The organism is Nocardia rosealba (assembly GCF_020216065.1).
GTDB lineage: Bacteria > Actinomycetota > Actinomycetes > Mycobacteriales > Mycobacteriaceae > Nocardia > Nocardia rosealba.
This window is the reverse complement of sequence record NZ_JAIWNA010000008.1, coordinates 291839-310837: the sequence shown is the minus strand read 5'-3', so window position 1 is coordinate 310837 and position 18999 is coordinate 291839. Positions and strand designations below refer to the sequence as shown.

Genomic DNA, 18999 nt, shown 5'->3' with positions numbered 1-18999 from the left:
TACTCACCCGTTCGCCGCTCGTGTACCCCGAAGGGCCTTACCGCTCGACTTGCATGTGTTAAGCACGCCGCTAGCGTTCGTCCTGAGCCAGAATCAAACTCTCCGTTGAAGACTCTCGAAACACCCCAAAGGGCGAATCAGAAATATCTAACTAGAGTCCGAAAAATCTAGCAAAGCGAACACCAGCAAATAAGATTCGCTGTTGTTCAAAAATGTCCAACCTCCCACGACCGGGGGGTACGCGAAGGCTGGAACCAATAAAAATATTGGCACTGACATTCATCGACACACTATTGAGTTCTCAAAGAACACACGCACACACTTCCGACCCGACGATCAGTCGAGGTTTCGGTGCGGCAAGGGTTCGTACTGTAGTCCAAGCAACCCACCGGACGCAAATCCGGTCAAGCCCTGAACACGCAATCAGTCAGGCGCTCATCGTACTACCTCGTGCCTCAGCGGGGCTGAGTCGGTGTCCGTGTCGCTCTGACTCGAACTAAGTTACGTGCCGCCAAACACGAAGTCAAATCGGCTGGTCAGCAGGCTATTTCGGCGTACCGACGCGCTCGACCTGTCCACCGAGGGCTTGCATCTGCTCGACGAACTTGGGGTAACCACGGTCGATGTGGAACACGTCGTGTACTTCGGTGACGCCGTCGGCGACCAGACCGGCCAGTACCAGGCCGGCGCCGGCGCGGATGTCGGAAGACCACACCGGGGCGCTGGACAGGCGCGGGATGCCGCGGACCACGGCGTGGTGACCGTCGGTGCGGGCGTCGGCGCCGAGGCGGATCATCTCCTCCACGAAACGGAAACGGGCCTCGAAGACGTTCTCGGTGATCATCGAGGTGCCGTCGGCGATGGCGGCCAGGCCGATGGCCATCGGCTGCAGATCGGTCGGGAAACCCGGGAACGGGAGCGTCGCGAAGTTCACCGCACGCGGGCGCTCCGGCTGCACCACCCGGAAACCGTTGGGCTCGTAGGAGATTCGCGCACCGGCGGAACGTAGCTTGTCCAGCACCAAGGCCAGGTGCTTCGGGTTCACCCCGGTGACGCGCACATCACCGGTGGTCATCGCGGCCGCGATCCCCCAGGTGGCGGCGACGATGCGGTCACCGATCACCCGGTGCGTGGTTGGACGAAGGCTCTTGACGCCCTGCACGGTGAGCACCGAGGAACCGGCACCGTCGATCCGCGCACCCATCTGCGTGAGCATGGTGCACAGGTCGACGATGTCGGGCTCGCGTGCGGCGTTGTCGATGACCGTCTCGCCCTCGGCGAGCACCGCCGCCATCAGGATGTTCTCGGTGGCGCCCACCGACGGGAAGTCGAGCCGGATCCGCGCGCCCTGCAGCTCCTCGGCCTTGGCGACCACACATCCGTGCTCGATCTCGCTGGTCGCGCCCAGCAGACGCAGACCGGCCTGGTGCATATCGAGCGGACGCGAACCGATGGCGTCACCACCGGGTAGGGCAACAACCGCGCGCTTACAGCGGGCCATCAACGGACCCAGCACACACACCGAGGCGCGGAACTGGGTGACCGCCGGGAAGTCCGCGTGGTACTTGGGCTCCGCCGGGGTCACGATCGTCACGACCGATCGGTCACCGCTCTCGTCGTCGGAGATCGTCACATCACAGCCGAGGCCGCGCAGCACCTCCGCCATCAGCGGGACATCGAGGATGTCGGGACAGTTGGTGATGGTGGTTGTGCCTTCGGCCAGCAACGACGCGGCCATCAGCTTCAGCACGCTGTTCTTCGCGCCGCCGACCGCGACCTCGCCGACGAGCTGATTACCGCCGGAGACCAGAAACCGTTCGCTCACCCCGCCAGCTTATCGACCGATGCGCCACGACACGCCCCCCTGTCACCAAACCGGCTCGATCGGGCCGGAACTCGTGACCGCCGAGCCGCTTTCGCGCTAGCGTCCACCGCCCGGTTGCCACAGCACGTCACCTTCGGGATTGGTGTAGCGGCTGAGGATGAACAGCAGGTCCGACAGACGATTGAGGTATTTCGCGGGCAGCACGCTCGTGTCGTCGGGGTACGCGGCGACCGCGGCCCAGGCCGATCGTTCGGCGCGGCGGGCAACCGTACGTGCGGTGTGCAACAGCGCGGCCAACGGCGTGCCGCCGGGCAGGATGAACGAATTCAGGGGCGCGAGAGACTCGTTGAACTCGTCGCACCACGCCTCGAGCCGGTCGATATAGGACTGGGTGATGCGCAGCGGCGGGTACTTCGGGTCGGCCACTATCGGGGTCGACAGATCCGCGCCCGCGTCGAAAAGGTCGTTCTGGATCTGGCGCAGCACCGACAGGATCTCGGGCGCCGGCGTACCGAGGGCAACCGCGACACCGAGCGCGGCATTGGCCTCGTCGCAATCGGCGTAGGCGACCAGGCGCGCGTCGGTCTTGGCGACGCGGGAGAAATCGCTCAGGCCCGTTGTTCCGTCGTCACCGGTTCGGGTGTAGATCCGGGTGAGGTGGACCGACGATCGTGGCTGCGAGTCGTCCGGCATCTCAGATCGGGCCCTTTCGCTTGGCACGGTCCGACGGCCGCGACTCCATCCACGACAGAAAAGCCGCCATCGATCCGCGGTCGAGTGCCAATTCGAAGCTGGCGTGCGGGTCGGTGACGGCTACCACGACGATGTCGTCGGTCATGATGTCGAACTCGTCGCCCTGGGGATGCCTGCGTTCGACGATTTCGAGGCCCTGACGGTGAATCGTGCTGTCCGGGCCGAATTTGAGGCTGGTGAGTTTGAAGAAGACGAGCCGGTCCTCGTCGTAGCGGATGAGGCCGTGCCGCCAGCCCTGGCCGCCGCGCGCGGGCAGTACCCGCAGCAGCGCGGCCGTCCCACCACGACGCAGCATGACCAGCCGATAGGTGGAAGCGCCTGCGATGAACACGAGCGTCAGCACCAGAATGATCAGGAGAACCATCCCGGTTTGCAATGCCGTACGCCCTTTCGCTCCACTCGGGTGCCGTGGACACCCCTGTCATATTCAATCACGGGCGCCCGAAACGGTTCCGCCCGGATCCGCCATCCGCCGGATATAACACTGCCGGCGGTGAACTCCAGGAGTTCACCGCCGGCAGTATTCGTGTCGCTGTACAGCGATCAGGACGCCGTGGTCGCCTCGACGGCGCGGACCTGACCCTGCGCCGCGCGCAGCTGCGCCTCGTCGGCATCCGCGTCGGCGAGCACCTTGCGTGCCGCGTCGACATCGACCTCGCCCGCGAGATCGGCCGACTCGGCCAGCACGCGAACGGTATCGGCGGTCACCGAGAAGAAGCCGCCGTGCACCGCGGCGACGATCCGCTCACCCTCGGTCGGCACGATGGTCACCGTGCCGCCCTCGACGAGCTGACCGAGCAGCGGCTCATGGCCTGCCATGATGCCGATCTGGCCCTCGGTGGTCTGCGCGCTGACGAACGAAGCCTGGCCGGACCAGAGCTTACGTTCGACAGCCACGAGATCAACCGTCATCGTCCTGGAAGTGGACTCTGCCATCGTTGACTACTTTCCGGCGATCTTCTTCGCAGCGGCCTCGACGTCGTCGAGTCCACCGCAGGAGTTGAACGCCTGCTCCGGGAAGTGGTCGAACTCGCCCTTGCAGACCCGGTCGAAGTCGTCGATGGTCTGCTCCAGCGGCACGACCGAGCCCGGCTGACCGGTGAACTTCTCGGCCACGATGAAGTTCTGGCCGAGGAACTTCTCCAGACGACGGGCACGGCCGACGAGGACCTTGTCCTCTTCGGAGAGCTCGTCCATACCGAGGATGGCGATGATGTCCTGCAGCTCCTTGTACTTCTGCAGGATCCGCTTGACCTCGTTGGCGACCCGGAAGTGGCGCTCGCCGACGATCGAAGCCTCGAGGATACGAGAGGTCGAGGTCAGCGGGTCGACGGCCGGGTAGATGCCCTTCTGCGAGATCGGGCGCGAAAGCTCGGTCGTCGCGTCGAGGTGGGCGAAGGTGGTCGCGGGCGCCGGGTCGGTGTAGTCGTCGGCGGGGACGTAGATCGCCTGCAGCGAGGTGATCGAGCGACCACGGGTCGAGGTGATGCGCTCCTGGAGCTCACCCATCTCGTCCGCCAGCGTCGGCTGGTAACCCACGGCCGAAGGCATACGACCCAGCAGGGTCGAGACCTCGGAACCGGCCTGGGTGAAACGGAAGATGTTGTCGATGAAGAGCAGCACGTCCTGGTGCTGGACATCGCGGAAGTACTCCGCCATGGTCAGCGCGGACAGGGCCACGCGCATACGCGTGCCCGGCGGCTCGTCCATCTGGCCGAAGACGAGGGCGGTGTCCTGGAGGACGCCCATCTCTTCCATTTCCAGGTGGAGGTCGGTGCCCTCACGGGTACGCTCACCGACGCCCGCGAACACCGAGGTGCCGGAGAACTCGCGAGCGATACGGGTGATCATCTCCTGGATCAGAACGGTCTTGCCGACACCGGCACCACCGAACAGACCGATCTTGCCGCCCTTGACGTACGGGGTGAGCAGGTCGATGACCTTCACACCGGTCTCGAGCATCTCGGTCTTACCCTCGAGCTGATCGAAGCTCGGGGGCTTGCGGTGGATGCCCCACTGCTCGCCGTCGCGGCCGAGGCCGGGCGAGTCGAGGCAGTCGCCGAGGGCGTTGAACACGTGGCCCTTGACGATGTCGCCGACGGGCACCGAGATCGGCTTGCCCGAGTCGGTGACGCTCGCGCCACGGACCAGGCCGTCGGTCGGCTGCATCGAGATGGTGCGCACGATGTTGTCGCCGAGGTGCTGGGCGACCTCGAGGGTGAGGGTCTTGGCCACCGACGCGAGCTTGATGTCGGTGTTCAGAGCGTTGAACAGCTCGGGAATGGCGCCACGCGGGAACTCGACGTCCACGACGGGGCCGATGACACGGACGACGCGGCCGGCGGTTTCGCCCGCCTTCTTCGCGTTGTCCTGAGTGACAGCTGCGGTCATTAGATTGGTTCTCTTCCTGCGCTTCTAGTCGCGGTCCGAGCTCGACGCCAGCGCGTTCACGCCGCCGACGATTTCGCTGATTTCCTGCGTGATCTGGGCCTGACGCACCGAGTTCGCCTCGCGCTGGAGCACACTGGCCAGCTCGTTGGCGTTGTCGGTCGCCGCCTTCATTGCGGTGCGCCGAGCCGCGGACTCGGATGCCGCTGCCTCGAGCAACGATGCGTAGATTCGCGTGTTGACGTACTTGGGCAGCAGAGCACCCAGCAGCACGTCGGCGTCCGGCTCGAACTCGTACTGCGCCGAGACAACCACGTTCGGCGAGTCCGACATGATGTCGTCGCCGAGCTCGTAGTTCTCGTCGACGAAGCTGACCTGGATCGGCGCCAGGCGGCGCACCTCCGGAGTCTGGGTCAGCATCGAGACGAACTTGGTGTACACGATGTGCAGCTCGTCGACACCCGCCATGGTCCCGCCGCTGAGCGCCGGAACCTCACCGTCGGAGCCGGCCATGAAGGCCTCGACCAGGTGCTGGCAGGCGGCCGACGCATCGGTGTACTTCGGCTGCTGCGAGAAACCGGTCCACGACGCCTGGAACGGGCGGTTGCGGAACTTGTAGTACGTGAGGCCCTTGTTGCCCATCACGTACAGCACCGGTTCCTTGCCCTCGCCACGCAGGGTGGTCATGAGCTCCTCGGCGCGCTTGAGCACGTTGGAGTTGTAGCCACCACACATACCGCTGTCGCTGGTGATCACCAGGACAGCGGCCCGCCGGGCATTGGGACGCTCGGTCAGCAGCGGGTGCGACAGATTCTTCGAGGCGCTGGCCAGCTCACCGAGGACCTTGGTGATCTCCTCGGCGTACGGCTTGGCGGCCGCGACCCGTGCCTGGGCCTTGGAAATTCGCGAGGTCGCGATGAGTTCCTGAGCCTTGGTGATCTTCTTGATCGAATTCACACCACGAATGCGGGAGCGCAATTCGCGCAAACTTGCCACTACGATTCACTCCCTTCATTCGCCGTATCGATAGTTGCCGACATCAGTGCTGACCCGGCTTACTTGTCGACGTGCTTGCGGGTGACCGACAGCGACTCGACCTCTTCGTGGTCCAGGTCGCCCGCGGCGGCCTCGTTCACGACGCGGCTGCCGTCCGAAGCAAGGAAGCCCTGCTTGAACTTGTCGGTCTCGGACTTGATCGCCTCGGCGGCCTCGCCGTCGAGCGGCTTCTTGCCACCCTCCAGCGCGTCGAACGACGACTGGGTCACGCTGTGCAGGTGCTCGAGCAGCTCGGTGGTGAAGCGACGCACGTCGGCGACCGGAACCGAGTCGTAGTAGCCGGCGTCGACCAGGTAGATCGAGATGACCTGATCCTCGACGGCGACCGGGGAGTACTGGTTCTGCTTGAGCAGCTCCACCCAGCGGGCACCACGCTCGAGCTGGGCCAGCGAAGCGGCGTCCAGGTCGGAGGCGAAGGCGGAGAACGCCTCCAGCTCGCGGTACTGGGCCATTTCCAGACGCAGCGAACCGGCGACCTTCTTCATGGCCTTGGTCTGGGCGGCGCCACCGACACGGGAGACCGAGGTACCGACGTTGATCGCCGGGCGGACACCCTTGTTGAACAGGTCGGACTCGAGGAAGACCTGGCCGTCGGTGATGGAGATGACGTTGGTCGGGATGAACGCCGAGACGTCGTTGGCCTTGGTCTCGATGATCGGCAGACCGGTCATCGAGCCGCCACCCATCTCGTCGGACAGCTTCGCGCAACGCTCCAGCAGACGGGAGTGCAGGTAGAAGACGTCACCGGGGTACGCCTCGCGACCCGGCGGACGACGCAGCAGCAGCGAGATGGCGCGGTAGGCCTCGGCCTGCTTGGTCAGGTCGTCGAACACGATGAGGACGTGCTTGCCCTGGTACATCCAGTGCTGGCCGATGGCCGAACCGGTGTACGGAGCCAGCCACTTGAAGCCGGCGGAGTCGGAGGCCGGGGCCGCGACGATGGTGGTGTACTCCATCGCGCCGTGCTCCTCGAGCGCGGTCTTGACGCCCGCGATGGTGGAGCCCTTCTGGCCGATCGCGACGTAGATGCAGCGGACCTGCTTGGTCGGGTCGCCCGACTCCCAGTTCGCCTTCTGGTTCAGGATCGCGTCGACGGCGACGGCGGTCTTGCCGGTCTTGCGGTCGCCGATGATCAGCTGACGCTGGCCGCGACCGATGGCGGTCAGCGCGTCGATCGCGGTGATACCGGTGGCCAGCGGCTCCTCGACCGGCTGACGCTCCAGCACGGTCGCGGCCTGCAGCTCCAGCACGCGGCGGTCGTCGGCTTCGATCTCGCCCAGGCCGTCGATCGGCTGGCCGAGCGGGTTGACGACGCGACCGAGGAACTTGTCACCGACGGGAACCGACAGCACGTCGCCGGTGCGGCGGACCTGCTGGCCCTCCTCGAGCGAGGCGTACTCGCCGAGGATGACGGCACCGATCTCGGTGTCCTCGAGGTTCAGCGCGACGCCGAGGACGCCGCCCGGGAACTCGAGCAGCTCGTTGGCCATCGCCGACGGCAGACCGCTGACGTGCGCGATGCCGTCGCCGGTGTCGGTCACGAGGCCGACTTCTTCGATGGAGGTTTCCGGGGTGTAGCTCTGGGTGTAGCTCTCGATCGCGCTACGGATCTCGTCGGAGGAGATCGTCAGCTCCGCCATGTTGTTCCTGCTCTCGCTGTGGTCTCGAATGTCGGGGGTTGAAGAAGAACTGCGAAGGTGGCGTCCTGGTCAGGACATCGCGCGGCGCAGCTTCTCCAGTCGGCCGGTGGCGCTGCCGTCGATGACGTCGTCTCCGACGCGCACGACGACGCCGCTCAGCAGCGTCGGGTCGACCTGCACGTGCACGGTGACCGCCTTGCCGTAGATCCGCTGCAGGGAAGCCGCCAGCTTCTCCTTCTGCTGATCGGTCAGCGTGACCGCGGCGTGCACATGGGCGACGATCTGGTCACGACGGGCCGCCGCCAGATCGGACAGGGCGTCGAAGGCGACGCCGATGTTGTTGGTCCGCAACCGGACGACGGCCTGCTCGGCCAGCGCAACGGTGACCGGCTCGGCCTTACCGTTGAGCAGCCGCTCGATCAGCTCACGCCGCGCCGAGGCGGGCTTGCCGTGATCGGACAGTGCCTGCTCCAGCTGCGGGTTGTCGGCGATGATCCGGCCGAGCCGGAACAGCTCGTCTTCCACCGCGTCGAGCCGACCGCCGTCGGCGGCGGACTCGAGCAGAGCCTCCTGCCCGAGCAGCTCCAGAGTGTCGACCAGGTCGCGGGTGCGGGACCAGTTCTGCGCCACGGCGGTGGTCAGCACTGCCTGCGTGGCAGCGCTGACCTTGCCGCCGAAGATCCGCTCGCTGAGTTCAGCGCGCGCCGAACCCGGCACCGAGGCGTCCGCGAGCGCCACACGCAGCGAACGCTGGTCGTCCAGCACGGCGACAACGGCGAACAGTTCCGACCCCGTTGTGGCCGCGACAGTTTCGCTTCCGGTCAACGCGGCCCGAAGCGCCTCGCGAGACCGGGCACTGGCCTCGCGGCTCGCTGCGTACATGCTTCTCACTTTCGCGTCGCTACCTTCCGACCCCGATGGCGTCGGTGTCGTCGAGTTCCTTGAGGAACTTGTCGATCGACGCCGCCTGCTTGGCTTCGTCCGAAACCGACTGACCGATGATCTTCTCGGCCAGCTCGACGGCCGTACGGCCGACCTCGGAACGCAGCTCCGTCAGGATCTGCTGGCGCTGGGCTTCCAGCTGGGAGTGACCGGCGGCGACGATGCGGTCGCTTTCGGCCTGGGCGTCCTGGCGCATCTGCGCGAGGATCTGCTGCCCCTGGGTGCGCGCATCCTCACGGATACGTGCGGCCTCGAGCCGGGCGTCGGCCAACTGCTGCTGGTACTGCTGCAGCGTCTGCTGTGCCTCCGCCTGGGCTGCTTCGGCCCTGGCGATACCGCCTTCGATCTTGTCGGTGCGCTCTTCGAGGGTCTTGGTCACACGTGGGATCACGTACTTCCAGAACAACAGACCGATGACGATGACACAGACGATCGACCAGACGATGTCGTACGTTGCGGGGACGAGAGGATTCACATCCTCTCCCCCTTCGGCGGCGAGCATCATGATTTCGCGCATCGGAATCAGAAGATGAAGCCGGCGACGAGGCCGATCAGCGCCAGGGCTTCGGTGAACGCGATACCGAGGAACATGGTGGTGCGGATCTGGCCGGACAGCTCGGGCTGACGCGCGATGCCCTCGATGGCCTTACCGACGACGATGCCGACGCCGATGCCGGGGCCGATCGCAGCGAGGCCGTAGCCGATGGCTCCGAAGCCCTTGAAGGAGCTTTCGGTGTTCGCGGCTTCCTGGGCCAGGTAAGCGAGGCTCATGAGTCTTCTTTCCCTTTCTGTTGCTCACCCGCCGGTCGGCGTGTGCAGCAGGTTTGGCGGTATGTAGGTGGTTCGGTCGGGTCTAGTGGTCGGCGGCGTGCTGCGACTGCCCGATGTACACGGCGGCCAGCAGCGCGAAGACGTAGGCCTGCAGGAAGATCACCAGCAGCTCGAACAGAGTGAAGCCGATGGCAGCCAGCAGCGAGAAGGGCGAGAAGACCTTCATCCACGCGGTCGCGTCGAACAGGAAGAACCAGGTGGCGCTGAAGAACAGCACCAGCATGATGTGGCCGGCCAGCATGTTGGCCATGAGACGGACGGTCAGCGTGAACGGGCGCAGGATGAAGGTCGAGATGAACTCGATCGGAATCAGCAGCACGTGCAGCGCGATCGGCACGTCGGGGACGACGATGCTGTGGCGGATGTAGGAGAAGAACCCGTACTTCCTGATGCCCACGTAGTTGTAGACGATGTAGACGATCGCGGCGAGGACCAGCGGCATGCCGATGCGCGCGTTCGACGAGATGTTCAACCCGGGAATCACACCGGAGAAGTTCAGAAAGAGAACCGTGAAGAAGATCGTCGCGAGCAGCGGGAGGAACTTCTTGCCGGATTCTTTGCCGAGTACCTCGTCGGCGATCTGCTCCTTGACGAAAACCACACCGGCTTCCATCACATTCTGCAGGCCGCGCGGCACGATCTTCGGCGAGCGGAAAGCCAGCACGAAGACGGCCACCAGAACGGCGGTCATCAACAGCCGGACCAGCATCAGGCGATCGAGTTCGAACGGCGTACCCTCGAACAGCACCGCTGGAGGGAAGAAGTCGGACAGCGATGGCGCGTGGAACTCGCCCGCCGCCAAAGTGATGACGCTCAGCGTTCTCTCCCGTGTTCGGGCCGCGGGTACGACTGTCATTCCCGCGGTTCGATCGGACATTGACGATCAATGGGGGTCGACTTTTGTCGGCTCGAAATTCGACAGCCGCTGATACGAGGGATACCTGTATTAGCTTCTGTACGGGCGTCGGCGACATCGTCGACATGCTTCAACCGGGCACATTCCACCCGGATCGGCAGTAAGCATAGCGGCCCCGGGTGGGATCTCGGTGATCCCCCCTTGGTAACCCGAGGCATAGCCCGAATCCCCGGACCGCGCCCCTAGCTTGGGTGCTTGCTTACCAACACTTTACCAAGCTATCTACGACAGTGCGTAGCTGGGTGGGATTATTCCTGCTCGGAAGCCGTTTCGCTGTCTCCCGCGCGTGTCGTGACGTACGGGACCTTGTGTCGCACAACGCCGTAGGTTTCGGCACCGAGCACGATCAGCAGGGCTCCTACCACGGTGAAGAACAGCGCGGGCCTGCTGTAGAAGTCGAACTGGTTGAGCACACCGACGACGATCAGCACCACAAGCAGCTTGGCGACCCAGCTGACCAGCATGACCATGCCCGCCATCGTGGGCGGCAGCTTGGCACCAAGCAGCACCGACACCACGGTGGTGAGGATGAATCCGCCACCGATCGCGGCGCCGAGCAGCGCGCCCCACAGACCGGGCATCCCGGCGAGGAGGGAGGCGATCACCACCGACGCGACCACGAGCACGCCGAGGCCGATCAGGCCGTAGCGCAGCGCGGCACGCAGCGGGGCGTCGGGGCCTGGCACGGTTTCGGGTGTAAAGCTCACGGCCCGCACTTTACCTTGCGGACTGAAGTCAATGCTGGGCCGACTCCGTGCGGCGCATCGAGGGGATCACCGTCACCACCAGCGCGAACACCAATCCGCCCGCCACCAGCAACACCACAAGCCGCCGGTCCATCAGCGAAGTTCCCACCGCGCCGAAGGCGAGCACGCCGACCCATAAATAGATGAGCAACACCACGCGGCGCTGGGAATGCCCGATCTGCAGCAATCGGTGATGCAGGTGCATTTTGTCCGGTGTGGAAAAACTCACGCCCGCGCGCACACGGCGCACGATCGCCAGCAACAGATCGAGCACCGGAATGAACATCACCGCGCCCACCAGCAACAGCGGCGAGAGCAAACCCACAATGTCGCGCGGGCCATAGCCCTGCAGCGGAATTCGGCCCGACGCGCCGGTGGAAACAGCTGCCAGCATCAAACCGATCATCATCGACCCCGTATCGCCCATGAAGATTCGGGCCGGGGAGAAATTGTGCGGCAGAAATCCGAGGCACGCACCGGCCAGCGCGGCGGCCAGCAAAGCGGGTGGATAGGTGTCGACCGAGCCGCCCTGGTCGTAGAGCAAACCCACGGAGAACGCGAAAACAGCCACCGCGCAGATCAAACCGAGGCCGGCGGCCAGGCCGTCCAATCCGTCGACGAAGTTCATCGCGTTGACGAGCGTGACGGTGATGCCGACCGTCACCAGGCCGCCCTGCAGTGCGTCGAGCACCACGGTCGTGTCGTTGAACGGGTCGTAGATCACGTACCAGCTCAGGCCCATCACGGCCATCACACCGGCCGCGGTGACCTGTCCGGCGAATTTGGTCAGTGCGTCCAGCCCCCAGCGGTCGTCGACAATGCCGACGAGCACGATGATCGTCGCGGCGACGAGCACGGCGGGAATATCGGGCGCGTAATCGAAGCCACGGCGCAGCGCGGGCAACTGATGTGCGAACAAGATCGCGGCCACGACGCCGACATACATACCGACGCCGCCCATCCGGGGAATCGGTTTGACGTGCACATCGCGTTCACGTGGAATCGCCACGGCGCCGAAACCGATGGCGAGCACCCGGACACCGCCGGTGGCCAGGAAGGTCACCGTTGCCGAGACGAGCAGCACGAGCAGGAGCTCACGCAGGGGAACGACTGAGCTCATCGCAGGCAGGCGATCACCGGTTGGCGGAGCTGGTCAGGGCCTCGGGCGCCATCCCGAGCACCTCGGCGATATCGGCCACCGGCACCGCACCCTCCCGCAACACCCGAGGTTGGTCCGCGGTGAGGTCGACGATCGTTGAGGCGACGGCGTGCTCGGCCGGGCCGCCGTCGAGGTACACGCTAGCCAGCGAACCGAGTTGTTCACGAGCCTGTTCGACGGTGGTGGCGGGCGGCTGCCCCGACACATTGGCACTCGACACCGCGAGCGGGCCGACCGCGCGCAGCAGCTCCAGCGCCACCGGGTGCAGCGGCATCCGCAGCATCACCGTGCCGCGCGTGTCACCGAGATCCCAGGCCAGCGAAGGTGCCGCCTGCACAACAAGACTCAGCGCACCGGGCCAGAACGCACGGATCAGGTCACGTGCCTGCGGACGAACCGAGAACACGAGTCCGTCGATGGTGTGCCACGAACCGACGAGCACCGGGACCGGCATATCGCGACCGCGCCGCTTGGCGGCCAGCAGGTCGGCGACGGCGGACGAATCGAACGCGTCGGCGGCGATGCCGTAGAGGGTGTCGGTTGGCATCACGACGAGGCGACCCGACTTCAACGCACTGGTGGCCGCGGTGATCCCCGCGTCTCGAGACGCCTCATCGGCACAGTCGTAGACAGTACTCAAAGCTGTCCGCCTCCTCCGCGTACTTTCCCGGTCTTTAGCTGCGGGCAAGAGTGTAGCCCCCGGTTCGAGGGGCGAGAGCCGAGGGACTTTGGGGCGCTCATCCCGGTGTTAGCCAGGTGATTGCCCGATGGAGCGCGGTCATGTCCGGCGGACACAGCGCAGCCTGTCTACCTGCGTGACGCTTCCGCGCTCAGGTGTTCGAGGGGCGGCGCGCGGTGACGAAGCGCGGCTTGTCGGACAGGTCGGTGTGTTCGGCGACGTCGGTGAGGTCGGCGGCCGACAGCAGTGCCGCCACTCCCCCGCCGTTGGTGTCGTCGTGTTCGACGGCGGTGGCGCCGCTGGGGCGCAGTAGGCGGGCGATCGTGGGGACCATGCCACGGATGACGTCGAGACCGTCGGGACCGCCGAACAGGGCGCGGTGGGGGTCGTGGTCGGCGACCTCGGGGTCGAGGACCGCGTCCTGCGGGATGTAGGGCGGGTTGGCGACGACCAGGTCGGCACGGGCGGTGAGGTGTTCGACCACGAACGGGTCGGTGACGTCACCGGAGTACAGGGTGATGGGGGTGTCACCCGCGGCGATGCGCGTATCGGCGTTACGGCGGGCCCAGCGCAACGCGTCGGGATCGAGTTCGACGGCGTGCACATCGGCGTCCGGCCGGGCGTGCGCGATGGCGAGTGCCAGCGCGCCCGAGCCGGTGCACAGGTCGACGACGATCGGTGCGTGCGCGAGCGGCTGTGCCTCGAGGTAGCCGAGCGCCCAGGCGAGCAGCAGCTCGGTTTCCGGACGCGGCACGAACACGCCGGGCCCGACGGCGAGGTCGACGGCACCCAGCGGCGCGGTTCCGGTCAAGTGCTGCAACGGGATTCGCGCCGCACGCTGGTCGATCAGCGCCTCGATGCGCGCGGCGGTGTCGGTGTCGACCATCGGGATCAACGCAAGGCGCATCCGCTCCACACCGAGCGCGTGCGCGGCGAGGTTCTCCGCGTCGAACATCGGCGAGCCGACTCCGGCCTCTTCGAGGCGCGCGCCGGCCCTGACGATCAAGGGCCGCAACGGGATTCGCGCGGTCACGGGCTCATCCGGCAATGTCACCACGACCTCCGAAGGTGCGCGAGATCGCGTAGGCCGTGCGGCACGGGTCGTTCACGCCCTTACTCGGCAGCCATCCGGGCCTCGCGCTCGGCTTTGCCGAGCGCGTCCAGCAGCGCGTCCATGTCACCGTCGAGGACGGCGTCGAGGTTGTGCGCCTTGAACCCGATGCGGTGATCGGCGATCCGGTTCTCCGGGAAGTTGTAGGTACGGATGCGCTCGGAGCGGTCGACGGTGCGGATCTGGCTGGCACGCCCCGCCGCCGCCTCCTGCTCGGCCTGCTCCTCGGCCAGCGCCTGCAACCGGGCGGCGAGGACCTGCATGGCACGGGCCTTGTTCTGCAGCTGCGAACGTTCGTTCTGGCAGGTCACCACGATGCCCGAGGGCAGGTGGGTGATGCGGACCGCGGAGTCGGTGGTGTTGACGCCCTGACCGCCCTTGCCGGAGGACCGGTACACGTCGATGCGCAGGTCGGTCTCGTCGATCTGCACCTGCTCCACCTCGTCGGGCTCCGGGTAGATCAGCACGCCCGCGGCCGAGGTGTGGATGCGGCCCTGCGACTCGGTCACCGGCACGCGCTGCACGCGGTGCACGCCGCCCTCGAACTTGAAGCGCGACCACACCCCGTCGCGCGCGGCGTCCTTGCTCTTGATCGACAGCGTCGCGTCCTTGTATCCGCCCAGGTCGGAGTAGGTGACGTCGAGCGTCTCCACCTTCCACCCGTGGCGTTCGGCATAGCGGATGTACATGCGCGCCAGGTCGGCGGCGAACAGCGCCGATTCCTCGCCACCCTCGCCGGACTTCACCTCGAGCACCACGTCGTCGCCGTCGTGCGGGTCGCGTGGGGCGAGCAGATCGGCGAGGGCCTGCTCGAGTTCGGCCAGCTGGGCTTCCAGCCCGGGCACCTCGGCGGCGAAGGTGGCGTCGTCGGCGGCCAGCTCACGGGCGGCCTCGAGGTCGTCGCGCACCGCTTCGAGCTTGCGATAGGTGCTCATCACCGGCGCCAGCTCGGCGAACCGCTTGCCCACCCGGCGTGCCGCGCCCGCGTCGTTGTGCAGCGACGGATCGGCCAGCTGCGTCTCCAGGCCCTGGTACTCGGCGAGGATGTCGTCGATTGCGGACGGTTGCGTCACGGGAGGATTCCTTCGGTGTGCGGGGCGACGGCTCGGGTAGAGAAACCACCGACGCCCGGCCTGCAAGATGCAGAACCGGGCGTCGGGGGAGGCAACTAGCTTTCGGCGTCGGCCTTCTTGCCTGCGCGCTTGCCGTAGCGAGCCTCGAAGCGAGCCACGCGGCCGCCGGTGTCGAGGATCTTCTGCTTGCCCGTGTAGAACGGGTGGCACTGCGAGCAGACCTCGACCGTGATCTGGCCGGACTCCTTGGTGGAGCGAGTCTGGAAGGTGTTGCCGCAACCACACACGACGGTGGTGTCGACATACGTGGGGTGGATTCCTGCCTTCATGGGCGTCCTCTCGATAATGGTCGCCGGGTCGTAGCCCCATGGAGTGGAGTACGTGAACCGGAACCGACTAGGCGGGATGTCTGCGAGCTCGCAGACACACAGCGGTCCAGTATGCCAGACCCGGCCGCCCTCATGAGAACACCCCCTACCCTTCGGATGTTCCCGGCAAACCGAAAGGGCCCCGCCGAAGCGGAGCCCTTTCGTTCTGTCACTCGTCGAGTGCGCCCGGTGCGGTCTTGGAGACCGACATCAGGAACTCGAGGTTGTTCTTCGACTTCTTCAACCGGTCGATGAGCAGGTCGATCGCCTGATGCGAATCCAGGCCCGAGAGCACTCGGCGCAGCTTGTGCAGCACCGCGGCCTCGTCCGGGGACATCAGCAGTTCGTCCTTGCGGGTACTCGACAGGTTCACGTCGACCGCGGGGAACACGCGGCGCTCGGCGATCTTGCGGTCGAGCTTGAGCTCGGCGTTACCCGTGCCCTTGAACTCCTCGAAGATCACCGTGTCGCCGGTGGAACCGGTCTCGACCAGCGCCGTGGCGATGATCGTGAGCGAGCCACCGTTCTCGATGTTGCGCGCCGCGCCGAGGAACCGCTTGGGCGGGTACAGCGCGGTCGAGTCGACACCACCGGAGAGGATGCGGCCCGAGGCGGGCGAGGAGTTGTTGTACGCGCGGCCCAATCGGGTGATCGAGTCGAGCAGCACCACAACGTCTTTGCCCATTTCCACCAGTCGCTTGGCCCGCTCGATGGCGAGTTCGGCGACGGAGGTGTGATCGGCCGGCGGCCGGTCGAAGGTGGAGGCGATGACCTCACCCTTCACCGAACGCTGCATGTCGGTGACCTCTTCGGGACGCTCGTCGACCAGCACGACCATGAGGTAGCACTCGGGGTTGTTGGTCGCGATCGCGTTGGCGATGTCCTGCACCACGGTCGTCTTACCGGCCTTGGGCGGGGAGACGATCAGCGCGCGCTGGCCCTTGCCGATCGGCATGATCAGGTCGATCACGCGGGTGCTCAGCTTGTTGGGCGTGGTCTCGAGGCGCAGTCGCTGGTTCGGGTACAGCGGGGTGAGCTTCTGGAAGTCGGGACGACGCTTGGCCGCCTCCACCTCGCCACCGTTGACCGTGTCCAGGCGCACCAGCGGGTCGAACTTCTGGCGCTGGTTGCTCTGCTCGCCGTCGCGCGGTGCGCGGACCGCACCGGTGATGGCGTCACCGCGGCGCAGACCGTTCTTGCGGACCAGGTTCATCGACACGTACACGTCGTTGGGACCGGCCAGGTAGCCGGAGGTCCGCACGAAGGCGTAGTTGTCGAGCACGTCGAGGATGCCCGCGACGGGCTGCAGGACGTCGTCCTCGCGGATCTCGAAATCGCGGGCCTCGCCGCCACCGGAACCCGTGCCACCGTCGCGGTCACGCCCACGACGACGCTCACGGAAGCGACGGCCCCGGCGACCGCGGCCGCCTTCCTCGTCGTCGCCACCACGATCACGGTCGTCGCGCGGGCCACGATTGCCGCCCGCGTTGCCGTTCTGGTTCTGGTTGCGCTCGCCGCGCTCGTTCTGGTTGCGGTCGTTCTGATTACGCTCGCCACCGGCATTGCGGTCGTTGCGCTCGCCACCGGCATTGCGGTCGTTGCGCTCGCCACCGGCATTGCGGTCGTTGCGCTCGCGACGACGCTCGCCCTGCTCGCCACCCTCGGCCTGCTTGGGCTCCTCGGCGCGAGTCTCGGTGCGATTCTCGGCGGGGGCGTTCTCGCCGCCACCGGAACGGGCCTGGTCACGACCGCGACGCTGCCTGCCACGGCCACGCTGACCGCTCTCGCGACCCGACTCCTCGCCCGCCTCGGCGGGCGCTTCGGTCTTGGCCTCGACCGGCTTGGTCGCAGCGGTCTCGGTCTCGGTCGGCTTGGTCTCGGCGGCCTTGGTCTCGACCGGCTTCACCTCGGCCGTCTTCGCCTCCGGCGCCTTGGCTTCGGCGGCGGGCTTCTCGGCCTTGGCGGGCCGTTCCCGCTTGGCGGGAGCGTCGCTGGTGGCAGGCGCGTCGGCCGTCACGGCGGCGGCTTCGGCAGGCTTGGCACCCTTGGCAGGCGCTCCGGCCTGGTTTTCTTTGATTGCGGCGATGAGATCGCCCTTGCGCATACCGGAGGTGCCTCGGATACCGAGTTCCCCAGCGAGCGCACGCAACTGCGGCAACAGCATTCCAGTCAGCCCCGATCGTGCGACGTCGGTGTGTTCGCTCTGTTTCGAAATCTGTCCGGATTCACTTTCGCGGCCGCCCGAATTCGTCGGGTCGGTATCCACCCCGGGTGTCGCGAGCAGGTCCGTTTCTGTCACGGAAATCCTTTCCTTCCCTCGAATGCCGTGTGCTGAGTCGAGGGTTCGTTCCGCAGACCCGGCAACATATGCCGAGCTCGGATTATGCGTCCCACAGGACGCTTGTGCCGTACTACCCGCCCCGCCGGACCGGAGGCTTCGCCACCAGAAGAAAGTGGTGAGGGGAGCGATTGCCCTGATGAAGCACCGGCGTCTGATGCGCACGATGTACGGACCAGCCCAGAATAGCCGCCTATCACGAACAACGGCAAGGCAGGCACGCCGTCAGTCGATCGACACCCCGTCGGCGATACCGGGCTCGACCACGCGCAAACCGTCTTTCTCGGCCAGTTCGCGCAGGTCAGCGGGGAATTCCGTGGTCGCAAGCGCGAGGATCGTCGGGCCCGCGCCCGAGACCGTCGCGGCGATTCCGGCGTCGCGCAGCCGCTCGATCCAGGCGGTGGTGAGCGGTAGCGCGGGGGCACGCTGGGTCTGGTGCAACCGGTCGGCGGTGGCGGGCATCAGCAGGTCGGGACGCTCGGTCAGCGCGACGACGGCCAGGGCCGCCCGGCTCACGTTGAACGCCGCGTCGCCGTGGGGCACCTGCTCGGGCAGCAGCCCGCGTGTGTGCGCCGTGGACGAACGCTCCTGCGGAATCAGCACCACCGGACGCAGCGCCCGCGCTGGATCCAAGCGCACGGCCCGGTAGGCGCGGACCTGCTCGTCGTCGGTCTCGGTCCACGAGACGACGACTCCGCCGAGCACGCTGGCCGCGGCGTTGTCGGGATGACCCTCGAACTCCGAGGCCAGCTGCACCAGGCGGTCACCGTCGAGTTGCAGCGCCGGATCGAACTTCGCGGCCAGCCCGGCACCGGCGGCCAGGCCACCGACCACGGCCGACGCGCTGGAACCGAGACCGCGTGAATGCGGAATCACGTTGCGGCACACGACATCGAGGCCGTCGGCCCAGACACCGAGCGATTCCAGGCCGCGCTCGATGGCGCGGACAACCAGATGGGTCGGTCCCCACGGCACATCGTCGGCGCCCTCACCCTCGACCCGGATCGCGAGACCGGATTCGGTGGTGCGCACGACGATTTCGTCGTAGATGCCCAACGCCATTCCGAGACAATCGAATCCGGGTCCGAGGTTGGCGGTGGAGGCCGGGACGCGCACGGTCACTTCGAGACCGGCGGGCAGGGTCGCTGTCATCAGCGTCGGCTCACGTGCGGTC

General features: G+C 66.4%; 19 protein-coding genes and 1 rRNA gene. All 20 read right to left on the bottom strand.

Going from position 1 to position 18999, the window contains the following annotated elements; genetic code table 11:
• A 16S ribosomal RNA gene (locus LDL21_RS25995) occupies positions 1-109 on the bottom strand; the annotation flags it as partial.
• 435 nt (positions 110-544) lie between these two features.
• Positions 545-1825: a UDP-N-acetylglucosamine 1-carboxyvinyltransferase gene (gene murA, locus LDL21_RS25990; RefSeq protein WP_067490426.1), complete on the bottom strand. Its 1281-nt coding sequence runs from the start codon at positions 1823-1825 to the stop codon at positions 545-547.
• Between the two features lie 96 nt (positions 1826-1921).
• Positions 1922-2518: a cob(I)yrinic acid a,c-diamide adenosyltransferase gene (locus LDL21_RS25985; RefSeq protein ID WP_181697474.1), complete on the bottom strand. Its 597-nt coding sequence runs from the start codon at positions 2516-2518 to the stop codon at positions 1922-1924.
• A 1-nt stretch (position 2519) separates the two neighbouring features.
• A complete protein-coding gene (locus LDL21_RS25980) occupies positions 2520-2942 on the bottom strand; it encodes a DUF2550 domain-containing protein (RefSeq protein ID WP_067490432.1) in 423 nt (140 codons plus the stop codon).
• 179 nt (positions 2943-3121) lie between these two features.
• A complete protein-coding gene (locus LDL21_RS25975) occupies positions 3122-3490 on the bottom strand; it encodes a F0F1 ATP synthase subunit epsilon (protein WP_370465737.1) in 369 nt (122 codons plus the stop codon).
• Between the two features lie 30 nt (positions 3491-3520).
• Positions 3521-4969 (bottom strand): F0F1 ATP synthase subunit beta, encoded by a 1449-nt coding sequence (gene atpD, locus LDL21_RS25970; protein WP_067490436.1) that lies wholly within the window; start codon positions 4967-4969, stop codon positions 3521-3523.
• Between the two features lie 24 nt (positions 4970-4993).
• On the bottom strand, positions 4994-5962 hold the full coding sequence (locus LDL21_RS25965) for a F0F1 ATP synthase subunit gamma (protein WP_067490441.1): 969 nt from the start codon (positions 5960-5962) through the stop codon (positions 4994-4996).
• A 59-nt stretch (positions 5963-6021) separates the two neighbouring features.
• On the bottom strand, positions 6022-7662 hold the full coding sequence (gene atpA / locus LDL21_RS25960; protein WP_181697475.1) for a F0F1 ATP synthase subunit alpha: 1641 nt from the start codon (positions 7660-7662) through the stop codon (positions 6022-6024).
• A 69-nt stretch (positions 7663-7731) separates the two neighbouring features.
• A complete protein-coding gene (locus LDL21_RS25955; protein WP_067490446.1) occupies positions 7732-8544 on the bottom strand; it encodes a F0F1 ATP synthase subunit delta in 813 nt (270 codons plus the stop codon).
• Between the two features lie 19 nt (positions 8545-8563).
• Positions 8564-9121 carry a F0F1 ATP synthase subunit B gene (locus LDL21_RS25950; RefSeq protein ID WP_067490448.1) on the bottom strand — a complete coding sequence of 186 codons (558 nt, stop codon included), beginning with the start codon at positions 9119-9121 and terminating at the stop codon, positions 8564-8566.
• 5 nt (positions 9122-9126) lie between these two features.
• A complete protein-coding gene (locus LDL21_RS25945) occupies positions 9127-9375 on the bottom strand; it encodes an ATP synthase F0 subunit C (RefSeq protein ID WP_067490449.1) in 249 nt (82 codons plus the stop codon).
• A gap of 82 nt (positions 9376-9457) precedes the next feature.
• Entirely contained in the window at positions 9458-10291 is an 834-nt protein-coding gene (gene atpB / locus LDL21_RS25940) for a F0F1 ATP synthase subunit A (RefSeq protein ID WP_225282119.1), read from the bottom strand.
• Positions 10292-10599: 308 nt separating this feature from the next.
• Positions 10600-11058 carry a Cg1360 family ATP-synthase-associated protein gene (locus LDL21_RS25935; RefSeq protein ID WP_067490655.1) on the bottom strand — a complete coding sequence of 153 codons (459 nt, stop codon included), beginning with the start codon at positions 11056-11058 and terminating at the stop codon, positions 10600-10602.
• A gap of 28 nt (positions 11059-11086) precedes the next feature.
• Entirely contained in the window at positions 11087-12217 is a 1131-nt protein-coding gene (locus tag LDL21_RS25930; RefSeq protein ID WP_067641551.1) for an MraY family glycosyltransferase, read from the bottom strand.
• Positions 12218-12230: 13 nt separating this feature from the next.
• On the bottom strand, positions 12231-12896 hold the full coding sequence (locus LDL21_RS25925) for an L-threonylcarbamoyladenylate synthase (RefSeq protein ID WP_181697478.1): 666 nt from the start codon (positions 12894-12896) through the stop codon (positions 12231-12233).
• A gap of 190 nt (positions 12897-13086) precedes the next feature.
• Positions 13087-13968, bottom strand: coding sequence for a peptide chain release factor N(5)-glutamine methyltransferase (gene prmC, locus LDL21_RS25920; RefSeq protein ID WP_225282118.1), 882 nt, complete (start codon positions 13966-13968; stop codon positions 13087-13089).
• A gap of 80 nt (positions 13969-14048) precedes the next feature.
• A complete protein-coding gene (gene prfA, locus LDL21_RS25915; protein WP_181697479.1) occupies positions 14049-15119 on the bottom strand; it encodes a peptide chain release factor 1 in 1071 nt (356 codons plus the stop codon).
• Between the two features lie 95 nt (positions 15120-15214).
• Positions 15215-15448 (bottom strand): 50S ribosomal protein L31, encoded by a 234-nt coding sequence (rpmE, locus tag LDL21_RS25910; RefSeq protein ID WP_067490466.1) that lies wholly within the window; start codon positions 15446-15448, stop codon positions 15215-15217.
• Between the two features lie 208 nt (positions 15449-15656).
• Entirely contained in the window at positions 15657-17786 is a 2130-nt protein-coding gene (gene rho / locus LDL21_RS25905) for a transcription termination factor Rho (protein WP_225282117.1), read from the bottom strand.
• Positions 17787-18050: 264 nt separating this feature from the next.
• Positions 18051-18977, bottom strand: coding sequence for a homoserine kinase (thrB, locus tag LDL21_RS25900; protein WP_225282128.1), 927 nt, complete (start codon positions 18975-18977; stop codon positions 18051-18053).
• Positions 18978-18999: the final 22 nt, after the last annotated feature.